The following is a 17605-nucleotide window of genomic DNA, read 5'->3' on the forward strand; positions in this document are numbered from 1 at the left end:
CCCAGTCCCCAGTCCCTAGTCCCTAGTCCCTAATTCCCTGCCTTAAATTAGTGTAATAACTAGCAATTAAAGCAATCATGAACCACCAGAGAGTATTAACTTCTGGGCGATACAAAACAGTATCAAAAGCGCCATGAGCTAACATACCTAAAAGAGTAGCGATCGCAGCAATTAACCAAAAAGCTTGCTGACTACCCAACTCTCTTAAACGGCGCAACTGTTGCCAACCTTGGTTAAAAGTAACTAACAGCAACCACAGGAAACACATTAACCCAATAAACCCAGTTTCCACTAATACTTCTAGCACCACAGAATAAGCACTTAAAGCAGTGTAGCGAGGACGCATATAAAGCGGGTAAACTTTATTAAAAGCATTATTGCCAGGGCCAATACCTAAAATCGGACGATCGGCAATCATTTCCTTCACCGCCGCCCAAACATTGATTCGGAAATTATTACTACTATCTTCGCGCCCGACAAACATACTCAAAACGCGATCGCGCACAGGTTCCACAAACAGCACCGCCAACACCACAAAACCCGCCATACCTCCCAATAAAATAGGTAAAGACCAAGTGCGCCAAAAAGGTGGCAAATAAACACTAAACCAGTAAAACAGCAAAACTAAAAAGGTGAAAAACATCACCACCAAACCGATCCAACCCCCCCGGCTGAAAGTTAATATCAAACAAGTGGAATTAACCCCAAACATTACCACAGCCAAAGCCTTGCAAATCCAACCTCGCCAAGCGAATACAGCCGCCAAGGAAAGAGCGATCGCGGGTACTAAATAAGCTGCTAATAAATTGGGATTTCCCAGGTAACTATAAACTCGCGTAGTTTTGGCTAAAGAAGATTCTGCATCAACCCAAGTCGCCAGTTGTGCTGCGCCAAAAATCGATTGACGTAACCCGTAAACACTGACAAACAAAGCTACGTGCAAATAAATAGCAATTATCCCAGAACGGAGACGAGGCGATCGCAACACCCGTGCCATCAGCGCAAAAAACAGCAAATACAGCGTTAACTTGATTAAACCAACCAACGCCGCCGCTTTCACAGGAGACATCGCCGTTGCTACCACCGAAAGACCCCAATACAGCAACACCAGCAAATGAATCGGAGTAACACCAGCCCCCACCTCATCCGATAACGTCAGCAGCAGCCAGAAACCGCCACTAGCCAACAGTAGCACGCCCACCAGATCGTTAGACACAAACGGAGCCAGAGCAAACACCAGACTCACCAATAAAGCCCCCAGTGTTTCTCCCCACTGCATTAGCCAGCTACCCCTGCGCCAAGGGGTTAAACAACCAACTATTCGGTACAAATAGCTAGCACTCCGCCACTGATACAAAGGCAAATTAGACAAAGTGATTTGTTGCCAAGCAGAATTCATAAATTACCTGTCATCTGTCATTTGTCATTTGTCATTCGTCAATAGCTATTTCCTCAATCAATGACCAATAACCAATGACCAATGACCAGAGCAGTATAGCGGAAGTAGACCAACTGTTCAAAATCATTAAACAGCTGATTCTGCAAAAGTATTTTCCAGTTTGGATTTTGAATACTTAAATCGATCGACAAACAGCGGGAGTATGGAAGCCCCGTGCTTAAGTCGGGGGGTAAGCTTACTCATCCACAGCCATTACTTTAGGCAACATAATCACATAGCGATAGCCCGATTCCGGTGAACCCTGAATCGAGATATGACCACCCTGCATTTGTGCTAAGTGACAACTGAGTAACAAACCCAAATTTTCCCAAGAGTCACTATTTAAAGGATGAGTCGAAATTTTCACCTGTTCACCACTAGCTATTACCTGTTCATCAAAATCAGAAAAATCAGTTGATAGAGAAGATTCAATTTGTGGATGTTCTGCTTCAGACGGAATCACCAACGTTGACCATCCTTCCTCATCTTCAACTTCCGAAGGCAAACTTTCCGAAAGTACAGGAACCGCCTTCATCGATGATTGATACAAGAAAGATTCTACATGAGGCAGACTATCTCCCAACCAAGGATGAGAAACCCAAACCGCAATATTTAGCCCTTGAATTTTCCGAGACACATGAATCCGAACCACACAGCCAGTATCCGCCGTTTTCAGCAAACTAGACACCAGATGATAAAGCATCTGTTTCACTTTGTCCTTGTCTAGTTGCCAAATTCGATTTCCTGGTTCCACAGAAACCCGAATCTTTTGACCTCTGCGATTAGCCGCCTCCTCCAAAGAATTGCTAGCCTGTTGGCAGAGCATTTCAATATCCGTTGCCGAAAGATTCAGTTTTGGGTCATCAGTATTTAGTTCTCCCAAAGCCAAAATTTCGTTAACCAGAGACAGTAAATATTGACCACTGTTTTGGATAATGTCTAAATATTCCCGTTGTTTTTTCGTCAAAGGGCCATAAATTTCTCTACCCAAAACGCTAGCCATGCCCAAAATCGAAGTTAGGGGTGTCCTGAGTTCCTGGGTGATTTCTCCTAAGAGTTTGACTTGAATTTGATTAGCTGCTAAAGGTTCACCAGATTGAGCCGGGGAAAGGACTTGGGTGTTTAAATTCACCATTACTCCCGCAGGTTCAACACTAGATTGCCAGCGACTCCGCTCAAACTCACTCATAATCCAGCGAGCCATGAGTTCTAAAAACTCGATATCCTTACTGGAAAAATTATGTGCTACCTTATCCATTACCGCTAAAGTACCCAAGCAATGTCCACTGGCGGTTAATAGAGGTACTCCCAAATAAGCGCGGATACCGTAATGCTGAACCAATAAACTTTTAGCAAAATTTGGATCGGTGGTAGCGTCATTAATCGCCAAAACTCTTTGGCTCTCTACCACATAATTACAAAAAGATTCTGAGCGCGACAACTGACGAGATGCCGCCAGCTGATTCATTAAACCTAAGCGTGATAACCCAACAGCAGACTTAAAAACTTGCTTGTCTCTGTCCATGATGCCCAAAATGCAGATGGGCGCATCTAAGAAATGGGCTGCTGTCTGCGTCGCCTCATCAAAAATCGGAATGTTTTCTGCTTGCAGTAGTCCAGATTCTGCTAAAGCTGTGAGGCGTTGTTGCTCTCTTGCTTGAGGTGTTACCGCATTCAAACCAAAAAATAGATTGTTTTCAGGGCTTACCATGCTAACTGCTACCCGCATAGTTAAATTTAAGGTGAAATTTACTTAGCTGCTGCCTGACGGCTTATAGCTATTCTTAAAGTTCCCCAACTACAGCCCAGACAAACATCTTTTTCAAAAAAAATTAATATTTTTTGTAAAATTCTCTGGATACTTCTTGTGAAGGGGCAAAAATTAACAGGTTTTTTCCGGCTTTTTCGTCTATAAGGGCACAATTAGGTAAATCTTGGAGATTGGGGATGGGGAACTGGGGATGGGGAAAAACCTTAATGCTAAAAAATACGTAGATATTCCCAGTACCCAGTACCCAGTACCCAGTCCCTAGTCACGAATACTCTAGCGATCGCCTTAACTAGTCCAAGCTGGATGAGATAATAAGGAAGCCATGACGCGCACCCCTCGTAATTGGTTAGACAAAGGTAAGTGTCCTTTGGGCGCACTCTGAGTCCAAGTAAATTCGTTGGGGTATCTTGTCCAGTTATTCCCTGTCTTCCAACCTATTTTCGGCCATAATTTTTCCCAATTTTTTCCTAAAGAAAGCCAGATTTCCCTTTGCACAGAAAAGCCAAATTTACCTTCAGAGTAATTCCGCCACAGTCGATCGATCGTTTGTAAATCACTAACCGGAAAGTTTTCCACCTCAGTAAAATACAACCACCCTCTTTGTGTTGCTTCCACTCCCGCCAATTCACATAACTTTAAGAGAGTCATTTTATCGGCAGCTTGAAAGTCTTGTGCTTTCAACAGCGTTTCCAGGGGACTGTAGTCAATATTGCGTTCCGATTTTAATAGCACTATATCAGTATCATTCATGGTTCATTGATTTATGTTGGTGATTAGTAGATGAGATGGGGACTGGGGACTAGGGACTGGGGACTAGGGCGGGGTTAGGGGTTAGGGGTTAGGGGTTAGGGAAAAACTCCGAGAGCTCCCCTGCTCCCCTGCTCCCCTGCTCCCCTGCCCCCCTGCTCCCCTGCTCCCCTGCCCCCCTGCTCCCCTGCTCCCCTGCCTTCTGGCGTTTGTAAAATGCGATCGATTATTCCTGTGGTGGAAGTGGGAATTTCAATTTGAATTAATTCTACGCGCCCACCATAAGCTTGTACTACGGTTGCTTCTGGGAGAGTTTCTAGACTATAGTCGCCTCCTTTAACATAGATATCAGGTTTTAGGGCTGCTATGAGTTGAGTTGCTGTGGTTTGGGAAAAAATTACTACAGCATCTACAGGTTTTAAGGCGGTGAGTAGTTCGGCTCTTTGATTTTCTGGTATTATTGGTCGCTGTGGCATACCAGGGCGGTTTGGTTTAATGGTTTGCACGGATCGATCGCTGTTTAACCCAACAACTAACGATCGCCCCAAGGATTTGGCTACTTGTAAGTAACGAATGTGACCTACATGGAGTAAATCAAAACAACCATTGGTAAATACTAATGGTCGCCATTGATTTGGGCTGGAGGCGATCGCTTCCTGTAACTGGGCTAAATCGTAAACACCTAAAATCATTGTAAATATTTGCCCTTCACCAAGGACAGTGTACCTGACAATACCAAATGGTGCGATCGTCTAGGCTTTTCTAATATTGTGCTATTTCAGATGTACTTAGTGAATTATGTACGACAAAATTACACCCCCAACAACAGGTGAACGCATTACTTTCCAGAATGGTGAACCCCAAGTTCCCGATAACCCGATCGTTCCCTTCATTCGTGGCGATGGTACAGGCGTGGATATTTGGCCCGCAGCGCAAAAGGTTTTTGATGCAGCGGTAGAAGCTGCCTACGGTGGCAAACGCAAAATCAGCTGGTTTAAAGTTTATGCTGGTGACGAAGCTTGCGAACTCTACGGTACTTATCAGTATTTACCCCAAGACACTTTAACCGCAATTAAAGAATATGGTGTGGCTATCAAAGGCCCTTTGACAACACCGATCGGTGGTGGTATTCGTTCTCTCAATGTGGCATTGCGGCAAATTTTCGACCTTTACGCTTGTATTCGTCCCTGTCGCTACTACTCCGGTACGCCTTCGCCACACAAAACCCCCGAAAAGTTAGATGTGATTATCTATCGGGAAAATACCGAGGATATTTACTTAGGTATTGAGTGGCGAGAAGGTACGGAAATTGCTCAAAAGTTAATCCACATTTTAAATGATGATTTGATTCCCGCTACTCCCGAACATGGGAAAAAACAAATTCGTCTCGACTCCGGTATTGGCATTAAACCAATTAGTAAGACTGGTTCTCAACGCCTGGTTCGTCGCGCTATTAAGCAAGCTTTACTTTTGCCCAAAAATAAGCAGCAAGTAACTTTGGTGCATAAAGGCAATATTATGAAATACACTGAAGGCGCTTTCCGTGACTGGGGTTACGAGTTAGCAACTAGTGAGTTTCGCGCCGAATGTGTGACGGAACGGGAATCTTGGATTCTCAGCAATAAAGAAAGAAAACCCGACCTTTCTATTGAAGATAATGCCCGTCAAATCGATCCTGGTTATGATGCTTTAACTGAAGAAAAGAAAGCTCAAGTTTGCCAAGAAGTAGAAGAGGTTTTAAATTCAATTTGGGAAACTCATGGTAATGGAAAATGGAAAGATAAGATCATGGTGAACGATCGCATCGCTGATAGTATTTTCCAACAAATCCAAACTCGCCCCGATGAGTATTCCATTTTAGCTACCATGAACCTGAATGGAGATTATCTCTCGGATGCTGCTGCTGCGATCGTCGGTGGTTTAGGCATGGGTCCCGGTGCTAATATTGGCGATGAATGTGCGATCTTTGAAGCGACTCACGGTACTGCACCCAAACACGCAGGTTTAGACCGCATTAACCCAGGTTCAGTTATCCTTTCTGGGGTAATGATGTTTGAATTTATGGGTTGGCAAGAAGCTGCCGATCTAATTAAAAAAGGTATTGGTGGGGCAATTTCTAATCGTCAAGTTACTTACGACTTAGCACGGTTAATGGAACCACCTGTAGAACCACCTTTGAAGTGTTCGGAATTTGCTCAAGCGGTGATCGATCGCTTCTAATATCTCAGTTTATATGTTATGTAATAGAGACGTTGCACGCAACGTCTCTACAAGTTTTTGAGTTAGCGATCGCAAAACTTACGCACAGATGATCCCCCAACCCCCGAACCCAAGGGGGCTTGACAAATGTCCTAGATCGTATAGTGTAAAATATAAAAAAATGTAAGAACAGTACTAACTTACCAAAGTAAAAAATTATAAAAGTTTTTATCTTGATAAACGATAAAATAGTTAACTCAAATTATCAGTGAAGTAATTAGCCAAGTTAAATATATTTACCTACGAAGATACCTACTTAATTCCCACAAGACAATCTCAGCAAAATTGAAAAGAAATGCTGTAAATTACGGAACCTCACTAGTTAATCAACCAGTGGTTAGGTACTGATACGTAAATAAATACTTATTAACCTCTGTTGATTTCTGCCTTTACAAATTCTTTAATACCAAATCAATACTTTACTCTATGTAAATAAAATTACGAACTTTTACTTCATTAGGGGGTTTCACGGTGGATGTTTACAGAATGTCACACCACAATAGTATGTAGAAGAGCAAACCTCTCCTAAGAAACACTCAAAAATAAAGAGAAATTAAGAAAAAGCGCCAACTTTTTCACCGGACAGCCAATACTGCATAGCCTAACTTTTTCAGGTTAAACAAAATTGGTATGCCCAATTTCTCTTGTGAAAAATATTCTATTAGTTCAAGCGTAAATTATTTTTTTGCGATCGGCAATTTCTAAAAGGACGTACTTAAGACCATGACTGATATATTTAGTTCCAACAGCCAACAAAAATCTATTGTTTTTATTGATGCTGCTGTTGAAGACTACCAGAGTTTGATAGCCGGAGTAGACTCTACTTCTGAGATTATTGTCCTCGACCCGACCAAAGATGGTATCTACCAAATGACAGATGTTTTGGCGAGTCGCAGTGATATTTCCGCAGTGCATATTGTCTCGCACGGTAGCCCTGGTAGTTTGCAATTGGGCAATGGTTCGCTCAATTCGGGGAATATTGAAGATTATGCAGCGCAATTGTCGCAATGGCGCAATTCTTTAACTGATGATGCCGATATCTTAATTTATGGCTGTAATGTAGCGGGTGATCCCCCCCAACCCCCCCTTAATAAGGGGGGGCTATCCGAATCAGAACCCCCCCTTGTTAAAGGGCTATCCGAATCAGAACCCCCCCTTAATAAGGGGGGGCAGGGGGGGATCAACTTCCTGCAACGCTTTGCCGACTTAACAGGCGCAGACTTTGCCGCATCCGATGACCTCACCGGAAGCGCTGCAGCAGGCGGAGACTGGGATTTTGAAGTCAAACTGGGGAACATCGAAGCGCCCTTAGCCTTTCAGCTGGGAGTTTTAGAGGCATATAACCATGTTCTGAATAATATTGCTCTCACCATTAACCCCAGCGCTAACCCAACGGATGCCGTTAACGAACTCATCAACGCCATTAACACTGCCAACAGCACAGCAGGAGCAGACACAATTACCCTATTTGCAGGGGGTAACTATAACTTAACTGCGGTTGATAACTGGTGGTATGGCCCCAACGGTTTACCTGCCATTGCCAGCGATATTACCATCGACGGGCAAGGGGCAACGATTAAACGGGATGCTAGTTTAGCGCGTTTGCGCTTTTTTTATGTAGGTGCGGATGCCAGCAAAGCGGAAACCCTCAACTACAACACCCCTGGTGCGGGACAACTCACCCTGAAAAACCTCACCTTGGAAAATGGACTGGCACTGGGAGGCAGTAGCGCTATGGGTGGTGGTGGTGCCGGGATGGGTGGTGCCATCTTTAACCAAGGCAGTTTGACGGTGGAGGGTGTTACCTTTACGGGGAATACGGCTAAAGGTGGGAGCAATGGTGTTTCCGGTTTAGGTGTGGGCGGTGGTGGCATGGGGCAAGATGCTACTTCAGCCAACGGCGGTGGTTTTGGGGGGGCTGTGACTCCAGCAGGAAGTAGCGGTGGTACTTCTTCAAGTTTTGGTGGTGGTGGCGGCGGTGGCTTTCGCCCTATTGATAATGGTAGTAATGGGTCTAATTTCTTCGGTGCAGCGGGTGGTGGTATCAGCAATGGTATGGGTGGCAGTGGCGGTGACAGTGGCGGCGGCAGTGGCGGCGGCAGTGGCGGCAATGGCAGTGGCGGCGGCGGCTATGGCTTTGGCAACGGCGGCATTGGCGGCGGCGGCGGCGGCTTTGGCGGCGGCGGCTTTGGCGGCGGCGTTAGCAGCGGCGGAGTTAGCAGCGCCGGCGGCGGCGGCGGCATTGGCGGCGGCGGCGGCGGCAGCGGCAGCATGAACGGCGGCGGCAGCAACGGCGGCGGCGGCGGCGGCGGCTTTGGCGGCGGCGGCGGTAGCAGCAACGGCGGCAGTGGCAGTGACAGCAGAGGCGGCTTTGGCGGCGGTGGCGGCAACGGCGGCAACGGCGGCTTTGGCGGCGGCGATGGGGGCTTTGGCGGCGGCGGCAGCGGTGCAGGGATGGGCGGTGCTATCTTCAACCATAACGGTACTGTCACCCTCACGAACAGTACCCTCTCCGGCAATACAGCAGTAGGAGGAAATAGCACCTTTTTTAGTGATAGTGGTTCCGGTTTTGGTGCGGCGCTATTTAACCTCAACGGCAACGTTACCATCAACAACAGCACCCTTGCCTTTAACACCAATAAAGCAGGAACAGGCGGTTTTAGCGCACAAGCAGGCGGGGCAGTGTATAACCTCGCCTACGATAGCAGCACCGTAGTTAACGCTACTCTAACCCTGAACAACACCATTATCAGCAACACCACAGGCGGTAGCGATTTAATCAACAACAAACCTAGTACTGTTGCAGACGGTGCAACAAACAAAGGCATAGCCACAGTCAATGCCACTGCCCCAAATATCATCCTGACTAACTCCAACACAGGCGGCACCTTCAACGGTACACCCATCACCACCAACCCCAACTTAGGTGCTTTAGCTGCTAACGGCGGTTTCACCAAAACCCATGCCATCACCACAGGTTCTTCTGCCCTTGAAGCAGGCGATAATAGTAAAGTACCAGCAGGCGTTACCACCGACCAAAGAGGAACAGGTTTTGCGCGGATTTCCGGTACTGTTGATATTGGTGCCTTTGAATATCGACAGCTTCCCACTGTTAATTTCTCCCAAGCTACTTATCAAGTCAACGAAGATGGCACAGTAATCGGTGCTGCTGTCACCATTAACCGCACTGGCGACATCAGTAGTCTTGGCAGCGTACAAGTACAATTAAGCAATGGTACTGCTACAGGTGGAACAGATTTCAATAACACCACCCAAACGATTAACTTCCTTGCCAACGAAACCAGTAAAACCGTCACCATTCCCATCACCGACGATACTTTACTCGAAGGAAACGAAAATCTCTCCCTGACATTAGCTAATCCTACTGGCGGTTTCGTTCTGGGTACGCAGAAAACTTCTACTCTGACTATTGTCGATAACGATGCTTTAGTTCAATTTTCCCAAGCTACATATCAATTCAACGAAAATGGTACGGTAATCGGTGCCACTGTCACCATTAACCGCACTGGTAGTATCGCCAGTGCTGGTAGTGTACAAGTGCAGTTTGCCAATGGCACTGCTACAGGTGGCACTCAACCTTTTGCCACCGGAACAGATTTCGATAACACCACCCAAACGATTAACTTTGCCAGTGGCGAAACTAGTAAAACCGTCACCATTCCCATCAATGAAGATACTTTAGTTGAAGGAAATGAAAATCTCACCCTGACTTTAGTTAATCCTTCCACTAATTTCGTTCTGGGTACACAGAAAACTGCCACTGTCGATATTATCGATAATGATAGTGACGTGACTCTGGCGGTTTCACCCAGTTCAGTCGCAGAAGATGGCACAAATAATTTATCCTACACTTTCACCCGCACCGGAGTTACTTCTACCCCGTTAACTGTCAACTTCACTGTCGGTGGAAGTGCAACTTACAACACTGATTACACCGTTTCTGGTGCAAATACTTTTAATGGAAGTACTGGTACTGTCACCTTTGCCGCTAATTCTACCACTGCCACCATCACCATTGACCCGACTGCCGATGCCATTCTCGAACCCGATGAAACAGTTGAATTAACTTTAGCTGCTGGCAGCAATTACAATGTTGTCACCAATAGCACCTTCACCGGAACCATCACAAATGATGATACCGGAGTTGAGTTTTCCCAAGCTACATATCAAGTCAATGAAAACGGTACAGTAATCGGTGCAAATGTCACCATTAACCGCATTGGCGATATCACCAGTGCTGGTAGCGTTCAAGTACAATTAAGCAACGGCACTGCTACAGGTGGCATTCAACCTTTTACTCCCGGAACAGATTTCAATAACGCCATTCAAACAATTAACTTTGCTAGTGGCGAAACGAGTCACACCGTCACCATTCCCATCAATGACGATACTTTAGTTGAAGGAGATGAAAATCTCACCCTGACATTAGCTAATCCTTCGACTAATTTCGTTCTGGGTACACAGAAAACTGCAAACCTGACTATTGTCGATAACGATGCTTTAGTTCAATTTTCCCAAGCTACTTATCAAGTCAACGAAAATGGTACAGTAATCGGTGCTGCTCTCACCATTAATCGCACTGGTTTAGTCAACAGCGCTGGTAGCGTTGATGTACAATTAACCAACGGCACTGCTACAGGTGGAACCGATTTCAATAACACCACCCAAACGATTAACTTTGCCAGTGGCGAAACGAGTCACACCGTCACCATTCCCATCACCGACGATACTTTAGTTGAAGGAAACGAAAATCTCTCCCTGACTTTAGCTAATCCCACAGGAGATTTCGTTCTGGGTACGCAGAAAACTGCAAATCTGACTATTGTCGATAACGATGCTTTAGTTCAATTTTCCCAAGCTAACTATCAATTCAACGAAAATGGTACGGTAATCGGTGCCACTGTCGCAGTTAATCGCACTGGCGACATCACTAGTACTGGTAGCGTACAAGTGCAGTTTGCCAATGGCACTGCTACAGGTGGAACAGATTTCAATGACACCACTCAAACGATTAACTTTGCCAGTGGTGAAACCAGTCAAACAGTCATCATTCCCATCAATGAAGATACTTTAGTCGAAGGAGATGAAAATCTCACCTTAACTTTAGTTAATCCTTCCACTAATTTCTTTTTGGGTACACAGAAAACTGCCACTGTCGATATTGTCGATAATGATAGTGACGTGACTCTGGCGGTTTCAGCAAGTTCAGTTACAGAAGATGGCACAAATAATTTATCCTACACTTTCACCCGCACTGGTGTTACTAGCATTCCGCTAACTGTCAACTTCACTGTCGGTGGAAGTGCAACTTACAACACTGATTACACGGTTTCTGGTGCAAATACTTTCAATGGAAGTACTGGTACTCTAACTTTTGCCGCTAATTCTAACACTGCCACCGTCACCATTGACCCAACTGCTGATTCCACTCTGGAACTCGATGAAACAGTTCAATTAACTTTAGCTAATGGCAGCAATTACAATGTGGTGACTAACACCCCAGTCACCGGAACCATCACAAATGATGATACCGGAGTTGAGTTTTCCCAAGCTAGCTATCAAGTCAATGAAAACGGTACAGTAATCGGTGCAAATGTCACCATTAATCGCATTGGCGATATCACCAGTGCTGGTAGCGTTCAAGTACAATTAAGCAACGGCACTGCTACAGGTGGCATTCAACCTTTTACTCCCGGAACAGATTTCAATAACGCCATTCAAACAATTAACTTTGCTAGTGGCGAAACTAGTAAAACTGTTACCATTCCTATCAACGACGATACTTTAGTTGAAGCAGATGAAAATCTCTCCCTGACTTTAGTTAATCCTTCGACTAATTTCGTTCTGGGTACACAGAAAACTGCAAACCTGACTATTGTCGATAACGATGCTTTAGTTCAATTTTCCCAAGCTACTTATCAAGTCAACGAAAATGGTACAGTAATCGGTGCTGCTCTCACCATTAATCGCACTGGTTTAGTCAACAGCGCTGGTAGCGTCGATGTACAATTAACCAACGGCACTGCTACAGGTGGAACCGATTTCAATAACACCACCCAAACGATTAACTTTGCCAGTGGTGAAACGAGTCACACCGTCACCATTCCCATCACCGACGATACTTTAGTTGAAGGAAACGAAAATCTCTCCCTGACTTTAGCTAATCCTACTGGTAATTTCGTTCTGGGTACGCAGAAAACTGCCACTGTAGATATTGTCGATAACGATACTGATGTGACTCTGGCGGTTTCACCCAGTTCAGTCGCAGAAGATGGCACAAATAATTTATCCTACACTTTCACCCGCACCGGAATTACTTCTACCCCGCTAACTGTCAATTTCACTGTCGGTGGAACTGCAACTTACAACACTGATTACACGGTTTCTGGTGCAAATACTTTTAATGGAAGTACTGGTACTCTCACTTTTGCCGCTAATTCTACCACTGCCACCGTCACCATTGACCCAACTGCTGATTCCACCCTGGAACTCGATGAAACAGTTCAATTAACTTTAGCTAATGGCAGCAACTATAATGCTGTGACTAATACAGCAGTCACCGGAACCATTATAAATGATGATGCCGCAGTTGAGTTCTCCCAAGCTAACTATCAAATCAACGAAGATGGTACAGTAATTGGTGCTGCTGTTACGATCGATCGCACTGGTTTAGTCAACAGTGCTGGTAACGTACAAGTACAATTTACCAATGGCAGTGCCACAGGTGGAACAGATTTCAATCCCACTACCCAAACAATTAACTTCCTTGCCAACGAAACCAGTAAAACCGTCACCATTTCCATCAACGACGATAACTTAAGTGAAGGAATAGAAAACTTTACTGTCTCGTTAGCAAATCCCAGTTCCGGCATTTCAATTGGTACCCAAAACACTGCCACAGTGCAGATAATTGACAATGATGTTCCTCCAACTCTTGCTATTAGCGATATCGCTCAAGTAGAAGGAAATAACGGCACAACTAACTTAGTATTTACTGTTAGCTTAAACACCCCTAGCGCTCAAACTATCACTGTCAACTACGCTACCCAAAATGGCACTGCCACTACCGCCGACAACGACTACAACAGTGCTTCTAATACTCTTACTTTCAACCCCGGAGAAACCCAAAAAACTGTTTCTATCGTAGTTAATGGTGATACCAAATACGAAAGTGACGAAACTTTTGAGGTAAAACTCAGCAACCCAACTAACGCGACTATTGCTGATGATACTGGTGTAGGAACTATCAAAAATGATGACCAATTCCCGGCAATTTCGATTAGCAATGCTACTGCCCAAAATGAAGGAAATAGCGGCACTCTTACCCACAGTTTCAATGTTTCATTAACTAATGTCAGTTCACAAACTATCAGCGTTAACTTCAACACAGCTGATGGTACTGCTAGTGTTGCTGATGGCGATTATACCAGCACTTCTGGAAATCTGATTTTCAACCCAGGAGAAACTCAAAAAACTATTACCGTTAATTCTAATGGTGATACCAAATACGAAACCAACGAAACATTCAATCTAAATCTCTCGAATCCGATCAACGCCACTATCACCAACGCCGCTGCGGTAGGAACTATCAATAATGATGATTCTCTCCCGACAATTGCAATTAGTGATGTGACACAAAATGAAGGAAACAGTGGTACAACTAACTTCAATTTTGCGGTTACTTTATCTAACCCCAGTTATCAAACTGTTTCTGTAAACTACGCTACTGCTGATGGCATTTCCGTTGCTGGGAAAGATTACAATAGTGCGTCTGGTGTTCTGACTTTTAACCCAGGAGAAACAACTAAGAATATCACCGTTACTGTTAATGGTAATACCCTTGTTGAAACCAACAAAAACTTTTTCCTCAAGCTGAATAATGCCAGTAATGGTACGATCGCTAATAACCAAGCTGTTGGCACAATTCTTAATGATGACAATACACCAGTTGGCAACAGTATCAGCAAATCAGGTGACGAAGATACCACTATTAGTTTCACTGCTGTTGATTTTACTAGCAAATTTAGCAATGCTAACGGCGCTAGTCTGAGTAAGATTAAAGTTACAACTTTACCCACCAACGGTACATTGCAATTAGGTAGTAGCAATGTCACTGTTAATCAAGAGATTTCCCAAGAGCAATTAGCTAATCTCCGCTTTACTCCGGTTGCTAATTGGAATGGCAATACTAGCTTTAATTGGTTTGGTTTTGATGGGGCTAATTATGCTAATGCTGATGCTGCTGTTAACTTAACAATTAACCCAGTAAATGATGCACCTGTGGTTAATCTTCCGGTTAACAATCAAACTGCTACTGTTAACAGTTTGTTCAATTTTACTTTCGCTGCTGATAGTTTCAAAGATATTGATGTAGGCGACACTCTCACTTACTCGGCAAGTTTAACTACTGGTAATCCTTTACCAAGTTGGCTAACTTTTAACCCAAGTTCTCGCAATTTCATCGGGATTCCCACTGCTAATGATGCGGGAAGTATCAACATTTTCTTGAAAGCTACAGATTCGGCAAATTCGAGTGTTAATATCCCATTCAGTTTAACTGTTGGTGGTGGGGTAACATCTGTTGATGCAGATTGTTTCGCTTCTAAAATTGTCCGTCCTGATATTAACAACCTTCCCGGTGTATCGCTAGCGCTAAATTCAGTTGATAATTCTCAATTTGGTACTGATGGTCAGGATTTGTTGATAGGTAGCGATCTCAATGACGCGCTTTCCGGTAACAATGGCGATGACTTGTTGTTAGGAAGAACGGGTAACGATAACCTATTTGGTGGTAAAGGTAAAGATAGCTTATTTGGTGGTGAAGGACGCGATTGGATTGCTGGTAACGAAGGCGATGATTTCCTCAATGGTAATCTTGGTGATGATGTTGTTAATGGCAATCAAGGTAATGATATTGTCTATGGTGGTCAGGGTAACGATTTAGTGCGCGGTGGTCAAGATAATGACTTGCTATTTGGCGACAAGGGCGATGATACCTTGGGTGGCGATAACGGCAACGATACCATTTATGGCGGTGGTAGCAATTCTTCTTCTAGTAGCGACAAGGATTTAATCTTCGGTGGTAGCGGTGATGATTTGCTCTTTGGCAACACTGGCAATGACACTATCTTTGCTGAAGATGGTAACGATACCGTATACGCTGGTAAAGATGATGACATTGTTTGCGGTGATGCTGGAAACGATCTGATCTTTGGCGATGTAGGCAAGGATAGCCTGAGTGGTGGCGATCTCAATGATACGATCTATGGCGGTGATGATGACGATCGCATCTGCGGTGGTGCTGAAAATGATCTACTTTCTGGCAATCAAGGCGCTGATTGGATTACTGGCGAGTTAGGAAATGATACCCTTTATGGTGGTCAAGGAAATGATACTCTAATTGGTGGTGATGGTGATGATTTACTCAATGGTGACAAGGGTAATGACCTACTTACAGGTGGTAATGGCTCTGATAAATTTGTGTTAGCTTCTGGTCAAAGTAGTGATGTAATTACTGATTTTCAAGATGGGATAGATTCCTTTGCCTTGTCTGGTAATTTAACTTTCTCACAACTGAGCATTGTGCAAAGCGGAAATAACACTTTAATTAGTTTGGCTAGCAATAATCAATTGTTAGCGACTTTGAATGGTATTTCTGCTAATTTGATTACTGTACAAGATTTTGTTTCTGTTTAAGTTTGAATTAAATATCTAGAAAAACCCGGTTTCGCAGAAGAAACCGGGTTTTTGATTTCGCAAAAACCGAAAAGCAGAACCAAGAAAAAACACTACAAATTAAAGGAAAAAGCTTTATTTCTTTGCTCCCTACCCTTCGGGAAGGCTTCGCCTAGTGCGCTCTTTGCGGTTAAAAAAGACAACAAAAAAGGGAAAAAGCATAACTAAATTATCCCCTTTCCCTAACAAATTTTTTTCCTTTTTATTGCCTTTCTCCTGCCTTAGCTCACTGTTTTACAATAATTTGCCAACCAGTTTAAGGATTTGAGAAGGTATTAATTTGACCACCACCAATAGTCCTTCCCGGAGGAGTTCTAGGAATTGAAAATGGTGCTGGTGTATTTTGCACTTGATTCGGTGTTGTTTGAACAGCCGAATTGACAGAATTAAGATTGCTTACACCACTGGTACTAGGTAAAGTTTGTACGGTATTTGGTACTTGGGGTTGATTGAGGTAAGTATAGGAATTAACTGGATTATTTGTCAACCCCGGATTGTAGATGTTTGATGTTACACCAGTTGTCGGAATTGGTATTGTTTGAGTCGGGTTCCCAGAAACATTAGAATAAGGTGTCAGGGGAACGGTTCCTTGGACAGGAATTCCAGAGTTAGGAATAGTTGTAGTTACGCCTGTGTAATAGGGAACTGTGCCTAATAACGGAGTTAATTGATTGGGTTGTGCTATTAAATTATAGTTGGTTTGTGCTACGGGTTGGCGATCGAGTGCTGCTTGTAATGGATTAATTGCGTTACCATTAGCATCAACATTTGTCTGCCGACTATAACCATTAGCACGGTCTAATGCTGTTTGCAAAGCATTAGTATTATTATTTAAATTTGGAGTTGTGCTGTTGTTTGAGTTTAGCCCGTAAGAATTATTACCGGACAAGTTGCCAAGGAAGGGATTTGTCGAAGTTGCTGTATTATTTCTCCCTGCATTATTGCCAGAGGAAAACTTGATTGAAAAGGGATTTTCATCTATATTTGCTGCTACTGGTTGCTGATTTGCTTGTCCTGGGGATGAATCAGCAGCTTTATCTTTAGCCTGCCTTTGCTTCATATATTGTTCAAATAGATTTTCCCTTGGTTTTTCTGGTGCAGCATCCAAGGTTTCGGTGTTAGCAGCTAAATCATTTTCTAACAACGCAGATATGTCAATATCAGCTGCGATCGCTCTATCTTCTGGACTTATACTCGATTGGGGAGATCGATCGTTATCAGCGTCGTTGTTGTTATTGTTACTGACAGTAGGAGTATCTTGATTTTCCTCAGCAATAAATTCTTCTAAATTGGCAAAGTAATACCCGGCGAGAGTACTCACCACCAACAAGAATATAATTGTTCCCCAAACTTGAGGACGGAGTAAAGGGCGTAACCTTGCTTTCAGATAGCGGAGATGGGCGGGGGGTTGATGTGATGACATGGCTGGAAGTCCGAGTAAGCTAGCAGTGAGTGATTTCATGCCCAGTGGTACTTCGTTTACCTTAATACTTTTCCGCCAGACAGGATCTCACAAGGATATATATTCCCAAGATAACTTTTATTTACCAGTATTTTTTTGCTTTTTTTGTGAAGATCTTAATAAAGAATGCTTAAATTTTCCAGTAAAAAACATAACTAATTAACCATAGCAA

5 protein-coding genes and 2 pseudogenes are annotated in these 17605 nt (G+C 43.9%); 2 read left to right on the plus strand and 5 right to left on the minus strand.

Annotated elements, in window-relative coordinates; genetic code table 11:
• Nucleotides 1-22: 22 nt before the first annotated feature.
• The 4 genes and pseudogenes from ACE1CI_RS07780 to rfaE2 form a co-directional block, all read right to left on the minus strand.
• On the minus strand, nucleotides 23-1399 hold the full coding sequence (locus ACE1CI_RS07780) for an IctB family putative bicarbonate transporter (protein ID WP_413264591.1): 1377 nt from the start codon (nucleotides 1397-1399) through the stop codon (nucleotides 23-25).
• A 235-nt stretch (nucleotides 1400-1634) separates the two neighbouring features.
• Nucleotides 1635-3149, minus strand: a complete 1515-nt coding sequence (locus tag ACE1CI_RS07785) for a GAF domain-containing sensor histidine kinase (protein ID WP_413264590.1) — start codon at nucleotides 3147-3149, stop codon at nucleotides 1635-1637.
• A gap of 345 nt (nucleotides 3150-3494) precedes the next feature.
• Nucleotides 3495-3944: pseudogene (locus tag ACE1CI_RS07790) on the minus strand (GUN4 domain-containing protein); the annotation flags it as partial.
• A 221-nt stretch (nucleotides 3945-4165) separates the two neighbouring features.
• Nucleotides 4166-4648 (minus strand): annotated as a pseudogene (gene rfaE2, locus ACE1CI_RS07795) (D-glycero-beta-D-manno-heptose 1-phosphate adenylyltransferase); the annotation flags it as partial.
• Nucleotides 4649-4754: 106 nt separating this feature from the next.
• Between rfaE2 and ACE1CI_RS07800 the strand changes: the two are divergent.
• Both ACE1CI_RS07800 and ACE1CI_RS07805 read left to right on the plus strand, forming a co-directional pair.
• Nucleotides 4755-6176: an NADP-dependent isocitrate dehydrogenase gene (locus ACE1CI_RS07800; protein ID WP_413264589.1), complete on the plus strand. Its 1422-nt coding sequence runs from the start codon at nucleotides 4755-4757 to the stop codon at nucleotides 6174-6176.
• A gap of 762 nt (nucleotides 6177-6938) precedes the next feature.
• A complete protein-coding gene (locus ACE1CI_RS07805) occupies nucleotides 6939-15932 on the plus strand; it encodes a Calx-beta domain-containing protein (protein WP_496615317.1) in 8994 nt (2997 codons plus the stop codon).
• 295 nt (nucleotides 15933-16227) lie between these two features.
• Here ACE1CI_RS07805 and ACE1CI_RS07810 read toward each other — a convergent pair whose 3' ends face one another.
• Nucleotides 16228-17433 carry a hypothetical protein gene (locus ACE1CI_RS07810; protein ID WP_413267498.1) on the minus strand — a complete coding sequence of 402 codons (1206 nt, stop codon included), beginning with the start codon at nucleotides 17431-17433 and terminating at the stop codon, nucleotides 16228-16230.
• Nucleotides 17434-17605 lie beyond the last annotated feature (172 nt).

Source organism: Floridaenema flaviceps BLCC-F50, from assembly GCF_041929275.2.
Lineage (GTDB): Bacteria > Cyanobacteriota > Cyanobacteriia > Cyanobacteriales > Aerosakkonemataceae > Floridanema > Floridanema flaviceps.

What these genes read in the sequence shown, in the direction of transcription:
- ACE1CI_RS07805 (WP_496615317.1), top strand. Translation starts at nt 6,939, where the DNA reads ATGACTGATATATTTAGTTCCAACAGCCAACAAAAATCTATTGTTTTT.
- ACE1CI_RS07800 (WP_413264589.1), top strand. Translation starts at nt 4,755, where the DNA reads ATGTACGACAAAATTACACCCCCAACAACAGGTGAACGCATTACTTTC.
- ACE1CI_RS07810 (WP_413267498.1), bottom strand. Translation starts at nt 17,433, where the DNA reads ATGAAATCACTCACTGCTAGCTTACTCGGACTTCCAGCCATGTCATCA.
- ACE1CI_RS07785 (WP_413264590.1), bottom strand. Translation starts at nt 3,149, where the DNA reads ATGGTAAGCCCTGAAAACAATCTATTTTTTGGTTTGAATGCGGTAACA.
- ACE1CI_RS07780 (WP_413264591.1), bottom strand. Translation starts at nt 1,399, where the DNA reads ATGAATTCTGCTTGGCAACAAATCACTTTGTCTAATTTGCCTTTGTAT.